The following is a 19,513-nucleotide window of genomic DNA, read 5'->3' as shown; positions in this document are numbered from 1 at the left end:
GGCGGAGGCCTGTTCGGCGGCGGCGGCCTGTTCGGTGGCACCCTGGCTGACCTGTTCCGAGGTCGAGGAGAGCTGCTGGCTGCCGGCGGCGACCTGATCGGCGGCGACGGTCGCGTTCTGCGCGACATCGCGCAGCCGCGCGGTCATCGTCATCAGCGCCTGACCCAAGCGGTCCTTGTCCGACAGCGGCCGATGATCGACGGTCAGGTCGCCGGCGGCGATCCGGTCGGCGAGCGTCGCGCTCTGGCGCAGCGACGCGACCATGCGGTTGACCGTGTCGACGAGGTCCTTGATCTCGTCGTTGCTGGTGACGACCACATGCTGGTCGAGGTCGCCGATCGCCACCGCGTCGAGCGCGGTGCCGACCCGCTTCAAGCCGCGCGACACCGCGGTCGAGATCCATATCGCAGCGCCGCTGGACAGCAGCACCGCGATGAGGCCGACGCCGAGCAGCAGGTTGCGCGCGTCGGCATAGAGCACGTTGGTCGCCTCATCCGCGTCACGCATCGCCGCGCGTTGCCGTTCGACGATCGTCGCGACGTCGCGCACCAGCGCCTCGACCAGCTTCTTCTGCTCGATCTCGGTCAGCTCCGCGGCCTTGGCATTCTCGTTGTTGACGCCGAGCGTGCTGATCCGCTCGAACACCGGCTTCAGCGTCTGCCAATCCTGCGTGGTCTGCCGCCACAACGGCTTGTTCCTGTCGGGTGCGCGCGCTTCGCCGGCGGCGAGCAGAGCCTCGAACTCGCGCTGCCGGCGCGACGTGTCGGCGCTATAGTCGGCCATGATCCGCTGATCGGTGTTCAGCGCCAGCGCCTTTTGGTTCGACAGCATATAGCCGAGATCGGAATCCATCTGTCCGGCGGTATCGAGCTGTTTCGCCGGTCCGGCGACGATCGCGCTGATCGCGGTGTTGAGCGTGTTCGACCGGGATATGCCGAGGGTGACGACGACGAGCAGCAATATGGTAAGCAACGCAAAGGTGCCCGCCAGTTTCATTTTCAAAGTTGCACGCACGATATTGTTCCTTGTCTGTTCGGTGGCCGGTCGGCGGGTCATGTCGCGCGGAGGATCATCCCCGCGCGGGCGGCGGCGCTTATGCCGCGCGGCCGAAATCGGCGTCCTCGGCGTCGCCCGCGCCGTGGCTGAGGTCGAGCGGATAGCCGGAGCGCGACGGCAGCGGTGCCGGGATCGCCCGGGTCCGCGGCATCGGCGCCTTGCTGCCCTTGACCAGCTTGGCGGCGCGGCGCGGCGGCGCGGCGGGGGAGACGCGCGTCACCGTCGCCTCGCGGCGGCGGTCGTCGATCCGGAAGAAGGCGATGCTCGCCTGCAATTCCTCCGCCTGTTCGGCGAGCGAGCCCGATGTCGCGCTGATCTGTTCGGAGGCGGAGGCGTTCTGCTGCGTCACCGTGTCGAGCTGCTGGATCGCCTGGTTGATCTGCGTCGCGCCGACGTCCTGTTCGCGGCAGGCGGCGCTGATCTCGGCGACCAGTTCGGCGGTGCGGCGGATTTCGGGGACGAGGCGGGTCAGCATCTCGCCCGCTTCGGCGGAGGCATTGACGGTGTCGGACGACATCGTGCTGATCTCCGCCGCGGCGGCCTGGCTGCGCTCGGCGAGCTTGCGCACCTCCGCGGCGACGACGGCAAAGCCCTTGCCGTGTTCGCCGGCACGTGCCGCCTCGACCGCGGCGTTGAGCGCGAGCAGATCGGTCTGGCGGGCGATCTCCTGGACGATGCCGATCCGTTCGGCGATCGTCCGCATCGCGGTGACCGCGCGGTTGACCGCGACGCCGCTGCGCTCCGCCTCGGCGGAGGATTGACGGGCGATCTTCTCCGTCTGCAACGCATTGTCGGCGTTCTGTTTGATGTTGGCGGCCATCTGTTCCATCGATGCCGAAGCCTCCTCGGCGGCGGCGGCCTGTTCGGTCGCGCCCTGGCTGACCTGTTCGGAGGTCGAGGAAAGCTGCTGGCTGCCGGCGCCGACGCTGTTCGAGGCGGCGATCGCGTCGCTGACCACCGCGGTCAGCCGGTCGATCATCAGCACCAGCGCAAGGCCGAGCGTGTCGCGATCCGACAGCGGACGATGCTCGACGGTCAGGTCGCCATTGGCGATCCGGTCGGCCAGCCCCGCGACGATGCCGAGATTGGTGGTCATCGTTGTCAGCAGCGTGCCGACCTCGCTGCTCAGCCCGCCATAGTCGCGCTCCAGCCGCTGCGACAGGTCGCCGAGCGATACCGCGCCGACCACCCGCGACACGTCGCGGAACGCCGCCTCGACCGCCTGCGCGCTGCCCATCATCCGGCCGACCTCGTCGCGGCGATCGCTGGCGAGGGGCGTCGCGAGCCGCCCGAGCATCTCGGCGACCCGTCCGACCGGGCGGGCGATCGTCACCGTCATGCCGATGCCGATCAGCACCACCGTCACCAAGGTGAGCCCGGTGCCGATCAGGATCGTCGTGACGATCGTCGCGAAGGCGGCGGTCTGCGTCTGCGACCGCTCCGCCATCAACCGATTCTCCTCGCCGATCACCGCGGCGATCTCGCTGCGCAGCGCGTCGAACACCTGCTTGCCGCTGCCGCTCGTCTCGATCGCACGCGCCTGCGCGACGCTGCGCGGATCCTGCATCAGCGCGATCGCCCGTTCGGCGACGCGGCTGCGCCAGTCGTCGACCAGCCCGCGGATCGTCTGCAACCGCTGCTGCTGGCGCGGATTGTCGGCGGTCAGCCGCTGCGCTTCCTGGACGGCGGCGTCGAGCGCGCTGGCACCCTTGCGATAGGGATCGAGGAAGCGCGTGTCGCCCGACAGGAGATAGCCGCGATAACCCGTTTCCTGATTGACCGCATTCTCCTGGATACGGTTCGCCGCGCCGATTACCGCGAAGGTGTGCTGGTTCATCTCGGTCGCCGCCCTGAGCGCGTTCGACTTGCTATAGATGACCGCATTCGCGCCGATCGCGCAGAGCAGCAGGACGGTGAAGCAGACGAACAGCTTCTGGGGTATCGACAGGTTGGTAAAGGCGTTCACGAGGCGGGTCCTCTCCGATACTTTGGTTTGGCGGGGCGGGATCAGGCGGCGGAAAAGATGAGGTCGAGGTCGGGCAGCACGACGATGCCGCCGTCACGCTGGACGAGGCCGCGGACGTGCTCGCGGCGCCAGCGCAGCCCGACCGCGGGCGGTGGCTCGCAATCGGTCGCCGACAGCGTCGTCACCTCGTTGACGCGATCGGCGCGCAGCCCGACGAGTTCGCTCGTGTCGCCGATCTGCTGCGAGATCACGACGATGCGATTGTCGCGCCCGGTCGCCGCCGGCGGCATGTCGAACGGCTGGCGCAGGTCGACCAGCGGGATGACGCGGCCACGGAAGTTGATGACGTGGCCGACCAGCGGATCGGCACCCGGCACCACGGTTTCGGGCATCAGGTCGAGGATTTCCTGCACCTTGACCGCTTCGAGCCCGAAGGTCTCGCCGCCGACGTCGAACAGCAGCATCTCGAGGTCGCCATGGGCGGACCAGGGCAGGGAAGTCGTATCGGTCATGGCTTATACCGCGGCGTAGCGCCGCTCCTCCCGGGGCTGCGCGAGATCGACCAGATGGCCGATGTCGAGAATGAGCGCGACGTGGCCGTCGCCGAGGATCGTCGCGCCGGAGAAGGCGCCGACGTTGCGGTGGAGCATCGACATCGACTTGATGACGGTCTGATGGTTGCCGATGATCTGATCGACGACGAGGCCGACGCGCTCGCTGCCGATCGAGACGACGACGATCTTCTGATAGGGGTCGGGTTCGGTGCCGGTGGCGAACAGCTCGCGCAGCCGGACGAACGGCACCAGCCGGTCGCGCAGGCTGATCAGACTGCGGCCGTGCGAGCGGCGGTCCTCCTCGGCGCTGAGTTCGAGGCATTCCTCGACCGCGCCGAGCGGCAGCACGTAGCGCCCGTCGCCGACCCGGACGAGCAATCCGTCGATGATCGCCAGCGTCAGCGGGATGCGCAGCGTGATCGTCGAACCCTCGCCCTCGACCGAGGCGAGGTCGATCGTGCCGCGCAGCGTCTCGATCGTCCGCTTGACCACATCCATGCCGACGCCGCGCCCCGACAGGCTAGTGACCTGCGTCGCGGTCGAAAAGCCGGGCGCGAAGATCAGCGCGAGCAATTCGTTATCGGTGAGCGGCTGGTCCGGCTGGATCAGGCCGTTCTCCTCGGCGCGGGCGCGGACGCGGGCGCGGTCGATGCCGCGGCCGTCGTCGTGGACGGTGATCACCACCTCGCCGCCGGCATGATGCGCCGACAGGCGGACGGTGCCGGTGGCAGGCTTGCCGGCGGCCTGGCGCACCTCGGCGGGTTCGAGGCCATGGTCGCAGCTGTTGCGGACGATATGGACGAGCGGATCGAACAGCCGCTCGATCACCGTCTTGTCGATCTCGGTCGCCTCGCCCTCGGTGATCAGATCGATCGTCTTGCCGGTATCGCGGGCGAGATCGTGGATCAGGCGGCGGAAGCGGCTGAACAAGGTGCCGACCGGCACCATCCGCAGCCCCATCATCGTCGCGCGCAATTCGTCGGACAGCCGCTCGATCTCCTCGGAGACGGATCGCAGCGCGACGCCGCCGTCCTGCTGCGCGAGCTGCGACAGCCGGCTCTGCGCGATGACCAGTTCGCCAACGCGATCCATCAGCAGGTCGAGCCGGTCGGCGGGGACGCGGACGCTCTGCGCCGCGGTGCGGACGAGGAGCTTGGCGGCCGGCTCGCCGTCGTCGTCGTTCGCCGCCTGGCCTTGCGCCGCGACGACGGGATCGGGTTCGTGCGCGACCGGCGCCTCGTCGACCGGCGCCTCGTCGATCGGCAGGGCGTCGGCCCCGGCCGGCACCGCCTCCGCCGCGATCGGCGCGATCTCGAGCAGCATGTCGTCCATGACGAACAGGAAGACGTCCTCGATCGCCTCGCGGCCGACGTCTCCGATCAGCGTCACGTCCCAGCCGAGATAGCAGTCGCGCACGTTGAGCGCGGGCAGCGGCGGCACGCGATCGGTCCGCACGGTGACGGTGCAGTCGCCGAGTGCGCGCAATTCGTCGAGCAGCATCAGCGGATTGGTGCCGTTGCGCATCGAGTCGCGCGGCAGCTGGAAATAGAGGCGCCAGCCGCGGCGCGACACCGGCGCGGGCGGCTCGGCACCGGCGGCGGCGCTGACCGCGGCCTCCAGTCGCGCAAGGATCGCCGCATCCTCGCCCGGCGCGGCATCGCCGTCGAGCAAAGCGCGCATATGGTCCGCCGCCGACAGGATCACCGCGACCAGCGCGGCGGTCGCCGGCACGACGCCCTTGCGCACCTTGTCGAAGGCGCTTTCGCAATGGTGGGTGAAGGCGGCGAGCGCGTCGAAGCCGAACATCGCGCCCGACCCCTTGAGCGTGTGCAGCCCGCGGAACACCGCATCGACCAGCGTCTTGTCGCCGAGCTGATGGTTGAGATCGAGCAGATCCTGCTCGAGCCCGTCGAGCAGTTCCTCCGCTTCGACACGGAAGGCGGCGGCGGGATCCTCGCTCACCGGCCCAGCACCTTGCGCGCGGTCTTGATCAGCTGCTCGGGCTCGAACGGCTTGACCAGCCAGCCGGTCGCGCCCGCCTCGCGCGCCTGCGCCTTGATGTCACCATCCGATTCGGTGGTGAGGAACAGGATCGGCACGCCGGCCTGATCGGGCTGTTTGCGCAGCTCGCGGATCATCGTCAGCCCATCCATGTTGGGCATGTTGAGATCGGTGACGATCAGGTCGAACCGCGTCTCCGCCGCTTTCGCCAGCCCTTCGAGCCCGTCGCCCGCCTCGGTCACCGCATAGCCCGCGCCGGTCAGCGCGATGCGGATCGCCATGCGCAGGCTGGCGCTGTCATCGACGGTGAGGATGGAAGCGGTCATTGCGGCAGATCTCCGTGGAACCAGAATGTTGCGTCGGCAGGGACGATGGCGGTGAGGAAGCCCGCGGCATCGAGCAGCGTGGTGAGGCGGGCGTCGGCGGGCTGGGCGAGGCGCAGATCGTGGCCGATCTGATCGGCATGCCGTCGCGCCGAGACCAGCAGTTGCAGGATGCTGAGGTCGATCCGCGTCGCTTGGCTGAGGTCGATCACCGTATCGGCATGCGCGTCGATCGACTCGAGCAACGGACCGGCGATGTCGCCGATCGATTGCAGGCACGCATTCTCATTGAACACCAAGCTATTGGTGGCCATCATCTTTGCCTCACTGACCCGATCCTACTGTCGCCCCGCGACTGCGACGAAGCGTCAGCCGGAAGCGGGTGTAAGAGAAACTATGTCGGATATGGACAGGATGAATTGATGATAGGTTAACGCTGCCGCGCGCGCGGCGGAAAAGCGCAGCCGGCGCAGCGGCGTGCCGCCCGCTGTCGGGGGGCAGGCGGGCCGCATCGTCACCCGATGCGGCCGGAGCAAGACTTAGCGGTGGGTGCGGATCTTGGTGCCGAGCAGCACCAGCCGCGGGCCGCGGATGCCGAACCAGTGCGGCACCCCGGCGGGGACGAGGAAGACGTCGCCGGTCTTGAGCGGCTGGGTCGTGCCGCCGGCGATGCGGCTGCCCTCGATCAGGTCGGCGCGCGTCGTCTTGGCATCGACGAGGCTGCCGCCCGAGATCATCTCGCCGGCGCCGTCGACGACCATGACATATTCGGCGTCATCGGGATGCACCGCCGGCCGGCCGGGCGCCTTCCAGATCTCCAGCGCCGCGGTCTGGCCATCGGCCTCGACCAGCGGCTGATAGGCGAAGCCCTGGCCGGGCTTCATCGCGCGGTCCATCGCCGCGACCTGCGCGTGGAGCGCCTGACCCGTCGCATGGCGGGCGGGGGCGCTGCTCTGGGCCGCGAGCGGCACGGCGGCGACGACCGCGCATAGCAGCGCGGCGGAGCGGGCGGCGATCACGCCCGGCCGTCCAGCCGGATCGTCCGCCCCTCGCGCGCCGACCGGTAGATCGCCTCGACGATCCGCATGTCGCGCAGCCCCTCTTCGCCCGAGACGATCGGCTCGGCACCGCTGCGGACGCATTGCGCGAGGTGATCAAGCTGGCCGGCGAATTGCGTCTTGGCGGGACCGGCGGGCGGCGTCACCTCGCGCTCGCGGCCGTCGCGGCCGGTCCACATGTGATTGCCGTCGTAGCGCGTCGCCGGTTCGAGCTCGATCCGCCCCTTGTCGCCCATCAGCAGGATATGGTTCTGGTTGGCGCTGTACATCGACTGGCAGCCGGCGATCGCGCCCGAGGGGAATTCGAGCGTCCACTCGATCATGTCCTCGACCTCGGTGAAGCGCGGATCGCGCCGGTCGGTGGATTCGCGGGCGGTCACCGCGATCGGCTCCTCGCCGGTCATGTAGCGCGCCGCCTGGAGGCTGTAGACGCCCATGTCCATCAGCGAGCCGCCGCCGGCGAGCGCGCGCTTGAGCCGCCAGGCCGAGGGGCTGCCCTGGGTGAAGCCGTGTTCGGTGCGGACGTAGCGGATCTTGCCGGCCGCGCCGCTGCGGGCGAGGCGCATCGCCTCGAGGTTGAACGGCTCGAAATGGCAGCGATAGCCGATCATCAGCTTGCGATTGGCGCGCTTGCACGCGGCGATCATCGCCTCGCATTCCGCCACCGACACCGCCATCGGCTTTTCGCACATGACGTGCTTGCCGGCCTTGGCGGCGCGGATCGTATATTCGGCGTGCATCGAATTGGGCAGGCAGACATAGACGATGTCGACATCGGGATTGTCGCGGATCGAATCGAAATTGGCGTAGGAATAGACCGAGCGCGCGGGCAGGCCGTGCTCCGCGGCGACGCGCTGCGCCTTGGCGGGATCGCCGCTGACCACCGCGGCAAGGCGGCTGTGCGTGCAATTGGCGAATTGCGGGATGATGACGCCGAGCCCGTAGGTGCCGAGCCCGACGATCGCATAGCCGAGCGGGCGATCGGGCGCGGCACGCGCGATGCCGCTGGCGCCGACGGTCAGCGCAGCGGCCGAGAGCAACAGATCACGACGGGCGATATCCAAGCGCTTCCTCCCCTGGCGAAGTCGCGCTCCGCCGTTTGACGCCGCTCCGACGAGCGATCTGTCCCGGGCCGCGACTCACGACCCGGCCTTGTGGTAGTCGAGGCGGTCAGACAGATTCAAGCGCGATTATCGCGACTTTCGCGAGGGTTAGCAGAAAGGCGGCGGTTGCCGCGGCCGCCTGTCGGACAGGATCAGAAATTCAACCCGACGCGGATGCCGCCATAGCGGCGAAAGTCGCGCGGCAGCAGCGCGGCGGTGGCGACGTTGAGGCCGAAATTGCCCGCGACGTTGACCATCGAACTGTAGTGGCGCTGGTCGAAGACGTTGTCGAGGAAGGCGACCGCCTCCCAGCGATGATGATCGTCGCGCATGCCGAGGCTGCAATTGACGATCTGATAGGCGGCCTGGGCGACTTCGGGATCGCGCGGTGCATAGGTCATCGCGCCCTGATATTCCCACGTCACCTGCATCACGCCGCGACGGTTGCCGCCGATCGCCGGCGCATAATCGGCGGTGGCGTTGAGCCGCCAGGTGGGCGCCTGCGGAAGACGCTCGCCCGACAGGTCTTGCCGGCGCGTCTGGTTCGGACAGCCGCCCGCGCTCGTCTGGAGCGGATAGCAGGGCGCGTCGGCGAATTTCAGATAATTGGCACGCAGGTAGCTGGCATTGCCGTTCAGGGTGAGGTCGCCGGTCGGACGCGCCACTCCCTCGACCTCGATCCCGCGGGTCACCAGGCTACCGACATTGGCCAGGCGGTTGATGAACCGCCCGTCGGCGAAGGTCTCGATCGTCTGCGCCTGCAGATCGCGATAATGGGTGTTGAAGAAGGTGACGTTGACCGTCAGCCGCCGATCGAGCCACTGGCTGCGGATGCCGATCTCCTTGTCGCGCGAGCGTTCCGGACGGATCGGCCCGGAATCGGCGCGCGCCTGATCGAAGCCGGTCGACAAATCGTAGGATTGGCCCTTGTAGCCGGTGGCGTAGCTGGCGAACAGCATCAGGTCGCGGGTCACCTGATAGTTCATCCCGAGGTGATAGGTGAAGGCGTCGTCGCTGTCATGGCCGGCATAGCTCTTGCCGGTGAGCTGGGCGTCATAGGTATAATGGACGCGTTCGTTCTGGACGCGGGCGCCGGCGGTGGCGGTGAGATCCGGAACGAATTGCCAGTCGATCTGGCCGAAGCCGGCGATCTGCCGCGAGCCGGCGGTGGCGTGGAGGCGCGACAGGGCGAAGCCGGGGCCACGGTAGAAGGGGCGATCGAACCCGGTGTCCGCGTAATAGACGCCGAGCGCGTAGCGGAAGGCAGCATCGTCGGGGGACAGCAGGCGGAATTCCTGCGTGAACAGTTCCGAGCGGAAGATGCCGATCTCCTGCGAGATGCCGGTGAATTTGGTCGCCGCGGTATCGTCATAGTCGAAGTAATCGTTGAGCTTGAACCGGTCGACGTTGGTCAGGCTGAGCAGGCTGATCTTGCCGAGCTCGAGCTCGCTGCGCAGCAACGCGCCGCCGCCGTGATAGCGCGTCGCGGAGGGCGAATTATAGGCGACGGTCTGATTGTCCGGGCCGATCGCGACGCCGGGAAGAACGACCGCTCGGGTCAGCTCGGGGTCGCCGCGCAACCGTGCGTCGGGCGACAGGCGGATGAGCGGGCGTGCCGCCGTCGTGTCGCCGGTCAGATAATTGCCCGACAGCGTGAAGGTGAGCTGCGGGCTCGCCTTCCAGCGTAATTTGGCGCGGCTGTTGAGCGTGTTGCGGCCGTTGACCCGCTTGCCGTTGATGACGTTCAGCGCATTGCCGTCCCAATGCGTATAGCCGCCGGCAAAGACGAAGCCGAGCGTATCGGTCAGCGGACCGGTGATGCTCAGCGATTCGCCGAATTCATGGTCGCCGGTGACGCGGGCGTTGGCGCGGATGTTCAGATCGTCGGTCGGTTGCGTCGTCATGATCTTGATGAGGCCCGCCGACGCCGCCTTGCCGTAGAGGGTGCTTTGCGGGCCGCGCAGCACCTCGATCTGCGCGACATCGGGCAGGTCGTTGATCGCGCGGGCGAGGAAGGCGACGGGCGCACCGTCGATGGTGACGGCGACGCTCGATTCGACGCCGATCGCATAGGCGAACGTGCCGATGCCGCGGATCGATACGTTGGTGTTGACCGGGTGATTGGCCGGCCGCACGACCAGCGACGGCATCACCCTGTCCAGATCCTGGAAGTGGTGGATGCCCTGCGCCTCGAGCTGCGTCGCGGTGATCACCTGCACCGGCAGCGGCACGCGCTGCATATTCTCGAACCGCTTCTGCGCGGTGGTGGTGACGATGATCTCGCCGTCGTCGCCGGTCGTGACGACGCCGAACTGGCCGGGCTTCTGCGGCGCCGGGGTCTCGGCCGCCGCCACCTGCGCGGTGGCGAGCGCGGCGATGGACAAGGTGAGGCGGCTCATCGTCCGCGTCGACATCGAAACGTTCACCCTATCCCCCTGTGGTGTTACTGATCCTCATGAGCATTGTAGAGGGGGATGCGGGGGCGCCGCCGTCGCGGCTGCGTTTCGCCGGCGCGCGCTAGAAATCGACGCCGACGCGGATGCCGCCATAGCGCCGGAAGTCGCGCGGCAGCAGCGCCTCCGTCGCAGAGTGTCGGCCGAAGTTGTTCGCGACGTTGACCAGCGCGGTATAATGCTGCTGATCGAAGACGTTGTTGAGGAATGCCACCGCCTGCCAGCTATGCTGTCGGTCGCGGACGCCGAGATCGACGTTGACGATATGATAGCCGCGCTGGAACAGTTCCGGGTCGCGCGCGGCGAATTGCATCGCGCTCTGATATTGCCAGGCGATCTGCATCACGCCGCGGCGATCGTGACCGAGCGCCGGGGAACAATCGGCGCTGGCGTTGAGCCGCCAGCTCGGCGCCTGCGGCACGCGTTCGCCGCTGAGGTCCTGGCGCAGCGGATTGCCCGTACAGCCGAGCGCGGGACTTTGCAGCGGATAGCAGGGCGCGCCGGGGAAGGAGAGATAATGCGCACGCAGATAGGCGGCATTGGCGGTGAGCGTCACCGCGCCGCCCGGTCGTGCCGCCGTCTCGATCTCGATGCCGCGGGTCAGCAGCCGGCCGACGTTGGTCATCCGGTTGATATAGGTCCCGCCCGGCAGGAACTCGATCGTCTGCGCCTGCATGTCGCGGTAATGCGTGTTGAAGAAGGTGAGATTGGCGGTCAGGTGACGATCGAGCCACTGGCTGCGGATGCCGATCTCCTTGTCGCGCGAGCGTTCCGGGCGGATCGGCCCCGCATCGGCCCGCGCCTGATCGAAGCCGGTCGACAGGTCATAGGCCTGCCCCTTGTAGCCGGTGGCATAGCTGGCGAACAGCATCAGGTCGGGCGTCGCGCGATAGTCGAGGCCGAGCCGATAGGTGGCGGCATCGTCGCTCGCCGCACCCGCCCAGCTGGTCGTCGCCGCCGGGTGGCGGCGCGCGGCGAGCCGGTCGGTGAAGGTGTAGGCGACGCGCTCGTTCTGCAGCCGCCCGCCGACGGTGGCGGTGAGCCGCGGCGCGAACGCCCAGTCGATCTGGCCGAAGCCGGCGATCTGCCGCGAGCCGGCGGTGAAATGATAGTCGGACAGCGCGAAGCCGGGACCGCGCGTCGCCGGCCGCTCGAATGCGGCGTCGGCATAATAGAGGCCGAGCGCGTAGCGGAACGGCGCGTCGTCGGGCGACAGCAGCCGCAGCTCCTGCGTGAACAGCTGCGAGTGGAAGGTGCCGCGTTCGACGACATAGCCGGTCGGCGCGGTCGAGGCGGTGTCGTCGAAGTCGAGGAAATTGTCGAGCCGGAAGCGGTCGACGCTGGTCAGGCCGAGCAAGGTGATCTTGCCGAGGGCAACGTCGGTGCGCAGCAGCCCGCCGCCGCCGTGATAGGTGGTGCCGGCCGGTGAATTGTAGGTCACGGCCCGGTTGGTCGGGCCGACGCGGACGCCGGGCAGCACCACGTCCGCGCGCTCGCTGTCGACGCCGCGCAGCCGCGCCTCGGGCGCCATATGGACGAACGGCCGGCCGACGCTGGTGCTGCCGGTCAGATAATTGCCCGACAGCGTGAAGGTCAGCGCCGGGTTGACCTTCCAGCGCAATTTGGCGCGTGAACTCAACGTATCGTGACCACCGACGTGTTTGCCGGTGACGAGATTGGTCACATTGCCGTCCCAATGCGTATAGCCGCCCGAGAAGACATAGCCGAGCCGATCGGTGAGCGGCCCGGTGATGCTCAGCGTCTCGGCGAACTCGTGATCGCGGGTGAGCCGGGCATTGGCGCGGATATGCAGATCGTCGGTCGGCTGCACCGTCATGATCTTGATCAGGCCGGCCGACGCCGCCTTGCCGTACAGCGTGCTCTGCGGCCCGCGCAGCACCTCGATCTGCGCGACGTCGGGCAGGTCGGTGTTGGCGCGCGCCAGGAAGGCGACGGGGGCGCCGTCGACGGTGACCGCGACGCTCGATTCGACCGCGACGGCATAGGCGAAGGTGCCGACGCCGCGGATCGAAACGTTGGTGTTGACCGGATGCTCCGCCGGGCGGACGACGAGCGAGGGCATCACCCGGTCGAGCTCCTGGAAATGGTGGACGCCCTGCAGCTCGAGCTGCGCCGGCGTGACGACCTGCACCGGCAGCGGCACCGACTGGATGTTCTCGAACCGCTTCTGCGCGGTGGTGGTGACGACGATCTCGCCGTCCTTGCCGCTGGTGACCGATCCGCCCTTGCCGGCCTGTGGCACCGGGGCCTCCGCCTGCGCGATCGGACTGGCGGCGAGCGCGGCGGCGGCGAGCGTGCAGCGGCTGACGATATGGCGATGGATGGCAAACGGCACTGGAACCCCCGGCGACGAGAAGCGTCGCCCTCATTGTAGAGGGAGGGGGGACGCGCCGGAGACGATCGGCCGGTTATCCCGTGGTTTGCGTCTCAGTAACCACAGGTGCGCTCAGCGTCCGCCGCACCGCGTCGTGCCAGCCGGCGGCGAGCGGCGCACGCGTCGTGGCGTCCATCGTCGGGGTGAAGCGGTGCTCGCACGACCATAGCCGCGACATATGGTCGAGCCCCGACCAGACGCCAGTGGCGAGCCCGGCGTGGAAGGCGGCGCCACGCGCGGTCGTCTCGAGATCGAGCGGCCGTTCGACCGGGGTATCGATCATGTCGGCAAGGAAGGCGCACAGCCAGTCGTTCGCCGCCATGCCGCCGTCGACGCGCAGGGTGGCCGGGCGCCCGCCGCCGTCCGCCGCCATCGCGCCGATCAGATCCATCGTCTGGAAAGCCACTGCCTCCAGCGCGGCGCGGGCGAGATGCGCCGCGCCTGCGCCGAGCGTCAGGCCATGGATCGCGCCGCGCGCCTGCGGGTCCCAATGCGGCGCACCCAGGCCGGCGAAGGCGGGGACCATATAGACACCGTGATTGTCGGGAACGCGCGTCGCCAGATCGTCGGTCTGGCTGGCATGGGTGATGACGCCGAGACCGTCGCGCAGCCATTTGACCGCCGCCCCGGCGACGAAGATCGAACCCTCCAGTGCATAGACTGTCTCGCCGCCGAGCCGATAGGCGGGGGTGGTGAGCAGGCGGTGATGCGAGGCGACCGCGGTCGCGCCGGTGTTGAGCAGCATGAAGCAGCCGGTGCCATAGGTCGATTTGGCCATGCCCGGCGCGAAGCACGCCTGGCCGAACAGCGCCGCCTGCTGGTCCCCAGCGATCCCCGCCACCGGCACCGCCGCGCCGAGCAGGTCGGGAAGGGTGGTGCCATAGACATGCGCATTGTCGTGCACCTCCGGCAGCATCGCAGCCGGGACGCGCAGCAGGCGGCACAGGTCGTCGTCCCATCGCTGGCGATGGATGTCGAACAGCATCGTGCGCGCGGCATTGGTGATGTCGGTGGCATGGACCTCGCCGCCGGTCAGTCGCCAGAGCAGGAAGCTGTCGATCGTGCCGAAGGCGAGCTCGCCGCGCTCCGCCCGCGCCCGCGCACCGGCGACGTGATCGAGCAGCCAGGCGATCTTGGTTGCGGAGAAATAGGGATCGATCAGCAGGCCGGTGCGCGCGCGGATCAGCGGCCCGACGCCCTCGCCCCGCAATTGCTCGCACGCCGCCACGCCGCGCCGGTCCTGCCAGACGATTGCGCGGTGGATCGGTTCGCCGGTGGCGCGATCCCAGACGACCGCGGTCTCGCGCTGGTTGGTGATGCCGATCGCGGCGAGATCCTGCGCGGCCACGCCGCTGCCGGCAAGCGCGGCGCGCGCGGTGGCGAGAACGTCGCGCCAGATGTCGTCGGGATCGTGCTCGACCCAGCCGGGGGCGGGATAATGTTGCGCGAACTCGGCCTGGGCGATGCCGATCCGCCGCGCCTCACCGTCGAAGACGATGCTGCGCGTCGAGGTCGTGCCCTGATCGATGACCAGGATATGCGTCTTGGCCAATGCGATCCCCTCCTTCGACTGACCGGCGGACGCTCCGCCGCTTTGGCGTAACGGTCAAGCCTGTCGCGCCACGGCTATAGCCGCTAGGCTATGCTGCGGAAGGACAGGCATGGAAACGGTCGATCTGCTCGTCGTCGGCGGCGGCATCAACGGCACCGGCATCGCGCGCGATGCGGCGGGGCGTGGACTGTCGGTGCTGCTCGTCGAGCAGGACGATCTCGCCAGTCATACCTCGTCGGCATCGACCAAGCTGATCCACGGCGGTCTGCGCTACCTCGAATATGGCGAACTGCGGCTGGTCCGCGAGGCGCTGATCGAGCGCGAGCGGCTGTGGGGAATGGCCCCGCACATCATCTGGCCGCTGCGATTCGTGCTGCCGCAGACGCATTCGCCGCGGCCGGCGTGGCAGGTCCGGGCCGGACTGTGGCTCTACGATCATCTCGGCGGGCGCAAGCGCCTGCCCGCGACGCAGACCGTCTCGCTGGCCGATACGCCGTTCGGCGCGGGGCTGGCGGATCGCGACGGGCGCGGCTTCGTCTATTCGGACTGCTGGGTCGAGGACAGCCGGCTCGTCGTGCTCAACGCGCGTGACGCGGCGGATCGCGGCGCGACGATCTGCACGCGGACGCAGTTGCTCAGCGCCGAACGCGAGGGGGAAGGCTGGCGCGCGCAGCTGCGCGATGCCGCCGGCGGCTCGCGGCAGGTGGCGGCGCGGGCGCTGGTCAACGCCGCGGGACCCTGGGTCGGCGCAGTGCGCGCCCGCAGCGGCAGCGCAAGCGCGGATCGCGGCGTCCGCCTCGTCAAGGGCAGCCATATCGTCGTGCCGCGGCTCTACGACGGCGACCATGCGCTGATGCTGCAGAACGCCGACCGGCGGATCGTCTTCGCCATCCCCTATGAAGGGCGGTTCACGCTGGTCGGCACCACCGACGTACCGTGGCAGGCCGCGCCCGGCCCGGCGGCGATCGACGCGGCGGAGACGCGCTACCTGCTCGACACTATCGCCCGCTATTTCGCGCGCCGCGTCGGGGAGCGCGACATCGTGTGGAGCTATGCCGGCATCCGGCCGCTCTACGACGATCATAGCGCGAATGCGTCGGCGGTGACGCGCGACTATAGGCTTGACCTCGACGCGGGCGAGGGCCGGGCGCCGCTGCTCAGCGTCTACGGCGGCAAGATCACCACCTATCGCCGGCTTGCCGAGCAGGCGCTGCACGACCTCGCGCCGTTGCTCGGCAATCGCGCGCCGGCGTGGACCGCCGGGGCGGTACTGCCGGGGGGCGACCTGCCCGACCGGGATATCGCCGGGCTGGTGGCGTCGCTGGTGGCGCAGGCACCGGACGTGCCGGAGGCGCTGCTGCGGCGACTGGCGCGCGCCTATGGGACGTTGGCGATGCGGATCCTGGCCCATGGCCTCGGTGGCGACCTCGGCGGCGGGCTGTGCACCGGCGAGGTCGATTATCTGGTCGCGCGTGAATGGGCGCGGACGGCCGAGGACGTGCTGTGGCGGCGCAGCAAGCTCGGGCTGCATGTCCCGGCAGGGACGGAGGCGCGGCTGGCCGCCTATCTCGCCGCGGGGACCCGCGATCTACTACCATGAAGGCGTTGCCCGACCGGCCGCCGCCGTGTCATCGGGGGGCGTAAGCGATAATCCGGAGAGCGGTGTATGACATGGAGAGCAGGACTGGCGCTGGTGGCTTTGATGAGCGCCGGCGCGGCGTCGGCGCAGCAGGGGCCGGTGGTGCGGACTACGGCGGGGCCGGGGCGCGGCGGCGCCGATGCGTCGGTGATCGCGTTCAAGGGCATTCCCTTCGCCGCGCCGCCGGTCGGCGCGTTGCGCTGGCAGGCGCCGCAGCCGCCCAAGCGGTGGACGGCGGTGCGCGACGCGAGCGGCTATGCCGCCGATTGCATGCAATTGCCCTTTCCGAGCGATGCGGCGCCGCTCGGCACGGCGCCGGCGGAAGACTGCCTCTACGCCAACGTCTGGCGCCCCGCGGGCAGCGCGAAGCGGCTGCCGGTGATGGTGTGGATCTATGGCGGCGGCTTCGTCAACGGCGGCTCGTCGCCGCCGACCTATAGCGGCGCGGCGCTGGCGCAGTCGGGCATCGTCGTGGTCAGCTTCAATTATCGGCTCGGACGCTTCGGCACGTTCGCTCACCCTGCGATCCGCCCGGCCGATGCCGATTACGGGCTGCTCGACCAGCTCGCCGCGCTGCGCTGGGTCAAGGCGAACATCGCGGCCTTCGGCGGTGACCCCGATCAGGTGACGATCATCGGCGAGAGCGCGGGCGGCATGTCGGTCCATGCCCTGGTCACCTCGCCCGCGGCGCAGGGTCTGTTCCGCCGCGCGGTCGTGCAATCGGGCGGCGACGGATCGTCCAACGGCAAGACGGTTGCGACCGCGCAGCAGGCGGGTGTCGCCTTCGCCACCGCCCAGGGCATCGCCGCCGACGATCCGCAGGCCGCCGCCAAGCTGCGCGCGCTGCCGGCCGAGCGGGTGATCGACGGCCTCAATCTCGCGGCGATGAACCGGCCGGGCTATAGCGGCCCGGTACCCGACGGCCGCACCTTCGTCGACGCGGGCGAGGCCTATCGCGCCGGTCGGTTCGCGCACGTGCCGGTGATGATCGGCGCGACCAGCGCCGACATCGGCGGCCCCGACGGCTATATGATTGCCGGTGCGCGCGGTCTGGCCGGGGTGCTGACGGAGCAGGGCGTGCCCGTCTATCATTACCGCTTCGACTATGTCGCGACCTCGGCGACCACGCCCGATACCAAGGGTGCGGGCCATGCCACCGACATCCCCTTCTTCTTCGGCACCGCGGCGATCAAATATGGCGCGGCGACGAGCGCGACCGATCGCGCCGCGTCACGGACGATCAGCCGCTATCTGGTCAATTTCGTCAAGACCGGCGACCCGAACGGCGCCGGGCTGCCGACGTGGCACCGTTATGACGCCAAGACACAGCCGCTGCTGACGCTGACCCGCGCCGGCACCGCCGAGGAGACGAGCCGATGACCTGCCCCGACCGTCGCACCGTGATCGCCGGTGGTCTGGCGCTGTTCGCCATGCCGGCGGCGGCGCAGACTCCGGATGCCCCGCGCGTGCGGCGCCTGTCGCCGGCGCTCGACCGGATGATCGCCCCCGGCACCGAGCCAGAGGTGATCGCGACCGGCATCCGCTGGGCGGAGGGGCCGGTATGGGTACCGAAAGGCGGCTATCTGCTCTTCTCCGATCCGCCCGCCAATCTCATCCGCCGCTGGCAGCGCGGGCGCGGTGCGGTGCCGTTCCTCAGCCCGTCGGGCGCGGCGGGCACCGATCCCAAGCTGGTGCGCGAGGCGGGGTCGAACGGTCTCGCGCTCGACGCCGGGGGAGGGCTGCTGATCGCCAACAGCGGCGGGCGCAGCATCGACCGGTTCGACCTCGTCACCCGCAAGCGCACGGTGCTCGCCGATCGCTATGACGGCAAGCGCTTCAACAGCTGCAACGACCTGCACGTCGGGCGCGACGGCAGCATCTGGTTCACCGATCCGCCCTACGGCTTTGCCGACGGCGACGCCTCGCCGCTCAAGGAACAGTCGGTCAACGGCGTCTACCGGCGCTTCCCCGATGGCCGGGTCGTGCTGATCGAGGGCGGGCTGACCCGCCCCAACGGCATCGCGCTGTCGCCCGACGAGCGCCGGCTCTACGTTTCGGTTTCCGACGAACAGATGCCGCGGATCATGGTCTATGATCTCGATGCGGCAGGCAAACCGGGTGGCGGCCGCGTGCTGCTCGACGCACGGGCGATGAAGGCAAAGGGCGGCGCCGGCCTGCCCGACGGGATGAAGGTGGCGCGCGACGGCACGCTCGTCTGTTCCGTGCCGGGCGGGATGATGCTGATGACCCCGGCGGCGGAACCGCTCGGCCTGATCGAGAGCGGCGCGGCGATCGCCAATTGTGCGTTCGGGGAGAATGGCCGGGCGCTCTACATGACCGCCAACGATCGCGTGCTGCGGCTCGCGCTCCGGCCGGGGTGGCAGGGCTAGGGGGTCAGCCGCCCGGCTCGGTCGGCGAAAGCCGCCACGTGCCGCGGCCCGAGCGTTTGGCATCGTAAAGGGCGAGGTCGGCGAGCTTGTAGACCGCTTCGGTCGACAGCCCCTCGGCCCTCGCCACCACTGCGCCGATGCTGAGCATCACCTGCAACCGGTGCGGCCCGGCGATCACCGGATCGGCGAAGGCGGCGTAGAGGCGGCGGCACATGTCGCCGATCGCGCGGGAGCTGTCGAGACTGGCGATGATGATCGCGAATTCGTCGCCGCCGAGGCGGAAGATACTGTCCTGCTGGCGGATCGCCGCGGTCAGCCGGTCGGCGACCTCGACCAGCAGGGCATCGCCGACGTCATGGCCCAGTTCGTCGTTGACCTGCTTGAACCGGTCGAGGTCGATGAGCAGCAGCGCGAACGGCGCATGCCGCGCCGCGCCGAGATGGCGGCTCAGCGTCTCGCCATAGAGCCGGCGGTTGCCGAGGCCGGTGAGCGTATCGGTATAGGCCAGCTTCTCGAGCTCCGACTGGCTGGCGAGCAGTTCGGCGGTACGCCGTTCGACGAGTCGTTCGAGATGCTTCTGGCGGGCGCGGGCGTGACGCAGCCGCAGATGAACCAGCATATAGACGATCGCGAACGCGGCGACCGCGGCGAGGATGCGGAACGCGATCGTCTCGAACCACCGCCGCGCGACGTCGATCTCCAGCGTCAGCGGCGGTGCGGCGATGCGCCAGCCGCCATGCGCGCCCGGGGTCACCGTCGCGATCATCAGCGTCGCGCGGCCGGGCGGGATATTGGTGTAGCGCGCGACGCGGTGCAGCGCGTCGGTGCGCGTCCAGCCGGTCTCATAGGGCAGCAGCCGATAGGCGTAGATCTGGTCCCGCGCGCCGGCATAATCGAGCCGCGCGAATTCCGCGGTGAGGCTGCGCTGCCCGGTCGGCACGGTCAGCGGCTGTCCGGCCGGTGCGATCACCGGCTGGCCATTGGCGCGGATCGCGGTGAAGCGCAGCGGGGCGGTGGTGGCGG

The 19,513-nt window shown here is 69.2% G+C and carries 15 protein-coding genes; 3 read left to right on the top strand and 12 right to left on the bottom strand.

Features of this window, described 5'->3' with window-relative positions:
- The 11 genes from BW41_RS15435 to glpK form a co-directional block, all read right to left on the bottom strand.
- The coding region (locus BW41_RS15435; protein ID WP_161773139.1) for a methyl-accepting chemotaxis protein at window positions 1–996 on the bottom strand (996 nt) is incomplete at its 3' end.
- Window positions 997–1,093: 97 nt separating this feature from the next.
- Entirely contained in the window at window positions 1,094–3,022 is a 1,929-nt protein-coding gene (locus BW41_RS15430) for a methyl-accepting chemotaxis protein (RefSeq protein ID WP_051583540.1), read from the bottom strand.
- A gap of 41 nt (window positions 3,023–3,063) precedes the next feature.
- Entirely contained in the window at window positions 3,064–3,534 is a 471-nt protein-coding gene (locus BW41_RS15425) for a chemotaxis protein CheW (protein ID WP_037535407.1), read from the bottom strand.
- Window positions 3,535–3,537: 3 nt separating this feature from the next.
- Entirely contained in the window at window positions 3,538–5,538 is a 2,001-nt protein-coding gene (locus BW41_RS15420; RefSeq protein ID WP_037535406.1) for a chemotaxis protein CheA, read from the bottom strand.
- Window positions 5,535–5,903, bottom strand: a complete 369-nt coding sequence (locus BW41_RS15415) for a response regulator (RefSeq protein WP_037535405.1) — start codon at window positions 5,901–5,903, stop codon at window positions 5,535–5,537. The genes BW41_RS15420 and BW41_RS15415 overlap by 4 nt, the downstream gene beginning before the upstream one ends.
- Window positions 5,900–6,214 (bottom strand): STAS domain-containing protein, encoded by a 315-nt coding sequence (locus BW41_RS15410; RefSeq protein ID WP_037535412.1) that lies wholly within the window; start codon window positions 6,212–6,214, stop codon window positions 5,900–5,902. Before BW41_RS15410 ends, BW41_RS15415 begins: the two co-directional genes overlap by 4 nt.
- 225 nt (window positions 6,215–6,439) lie before the next feature.
- Window positions 6,440–6,919, bottom strand: a complete 480-nt coding sequence (locus tag BW41_RS15405; RefSeq protein ID WP_235199795.1) for a cupin domain-containing protein — start codon at window positions 6,917–6,919, stop codon at window positions 6,440–6,442.
- Window positions 6,916–8,022, bottom strand: a complete 1,107-nt coding sequence (locus BW41_RS15400) for a Gfo/Idh/MocA family protein (protein WP_037535404.1) — start codon at window positions 8,020–8,022, stop codon at window positions 6,916–6,918. The genes BW41_RS15405 and BW41_RS15400 overlap by 4 nt, the downstream gene beginning before the upstream one ends.
- 191 nt (window positions 8,023–8,213) lie before the next feature.
- Window positions 8,214–10,487 carry a TonB-dependent receptor gene (locus BW41_RS15395; protein WP_235199794.1) on the bottom strand — a complete coding sequence of 758 codons (2,274 nt, stop codon included), beginning with the start codon at window positions 10,485–10,487 and terminating at the stop codon, window positions 8,214–8,216.
- Window positions 10,488–10,578: 91 nt separating this feature from the next.
- The gene (locus BW41_RS15390) at window positions 10,579–12,870 is read right to left on the bottom strand and encodes a TonB-dependent receptor (protein ID WP_235199793.1); all 2,292 of its coding nucleotides are present in this window, start codon (window positions 12,868–12,870) and stop codon (window positions 10,579–10,581) included.
- Between the two features lie 73 nt (window positions 12,871–12,943).
- Window positions 12,944–14,461, bottom strand: a complete 1,518-nt coding sequence (gene glpK / locus BW41_RS15385; RefSeq protein ID WP_051583538.1) for a glycerol kinase GlpK — start codon at window positions 14,459–14,461, stop codon at window positions 12,944–12,946.
- A 109-nt stretch (window positions 14,462–14,570) separates the two neighbouring features.
- Here glpK and BW41_RS15380 point away from each other — a divergent pair, with 109 nt between their 5' ends.
- From BW41_RS15380 to BW41_RS15370, 3 genes are all read left to right on the top strand, one after another.
- Window positions 14,571–16,061, top strand: a complete 1,491-nt coding sequence (locus tag BW41_RS15380) for a glycerol-3-phosphate dehydrogenase (protein ID WP_037535403.1) — start codon at window positions 14,571–14,573, stop codon at window positions 16,059–16,061.
- A gap of 66 nt (window positions 16,062–16,127) precedes the next feature.
- Window positions 16,128–17,480 carry a carboxylesterase/lipase family protein gene (locus BW41_RS15375; RefSeq protein WP_037535402.1) on the top strand — a complete coding sequence of 451 codons (1,353 nt, stop codon included), beginning with the start codon at window positions 16,128–16,130 and terminating at the stop codon, window positions 17,478–17,480.
- A complete protein-coding gene (locus BW41_RS15370; RefSeq protein WP_037535401.1) occupies window positions 17,477–18,490 on the top strand; it encodes an SMP-30/gluconolactonase/LRE family protein in 1,014 nt (337 codons plus the stop codon). The genes BW41_RS15375 and BW41_RS15370 overlap by 4 nt, the downstream gene beginning before the upstream one ends.
- 4 nt (window positions 18,491–18,494) lie before the next feature.
- On the opposite strand, the gene BW41_RS15365 is transcribed toward BW41_RS15370, so the two are convergent.
- Window positions 18,495–19,513: GGDEF domain-containing protein (locus tag BW41_RS15365; RefSeq protein ID WP_037535400.1), on the bottom strand; the 1,019-nt coding region annotated here is incomplete at its 5' end.

This window comes from Sphingomonas sp. RIT328, assembly GCF_000632225.1.
In the GTDB taxonomy this organism is placed as follows: Bacteria; Pseudomonadota; Alphaproteobacteria; order Sphingomonadales; family Sphingomonadaceae; genus Sphingomonas; species Sphingomonas kyungheensis.
Note: the sequence above shows the minus strand (reverse complement) of the source record. Positions and strands in the feature narration are given on the sequence as shown.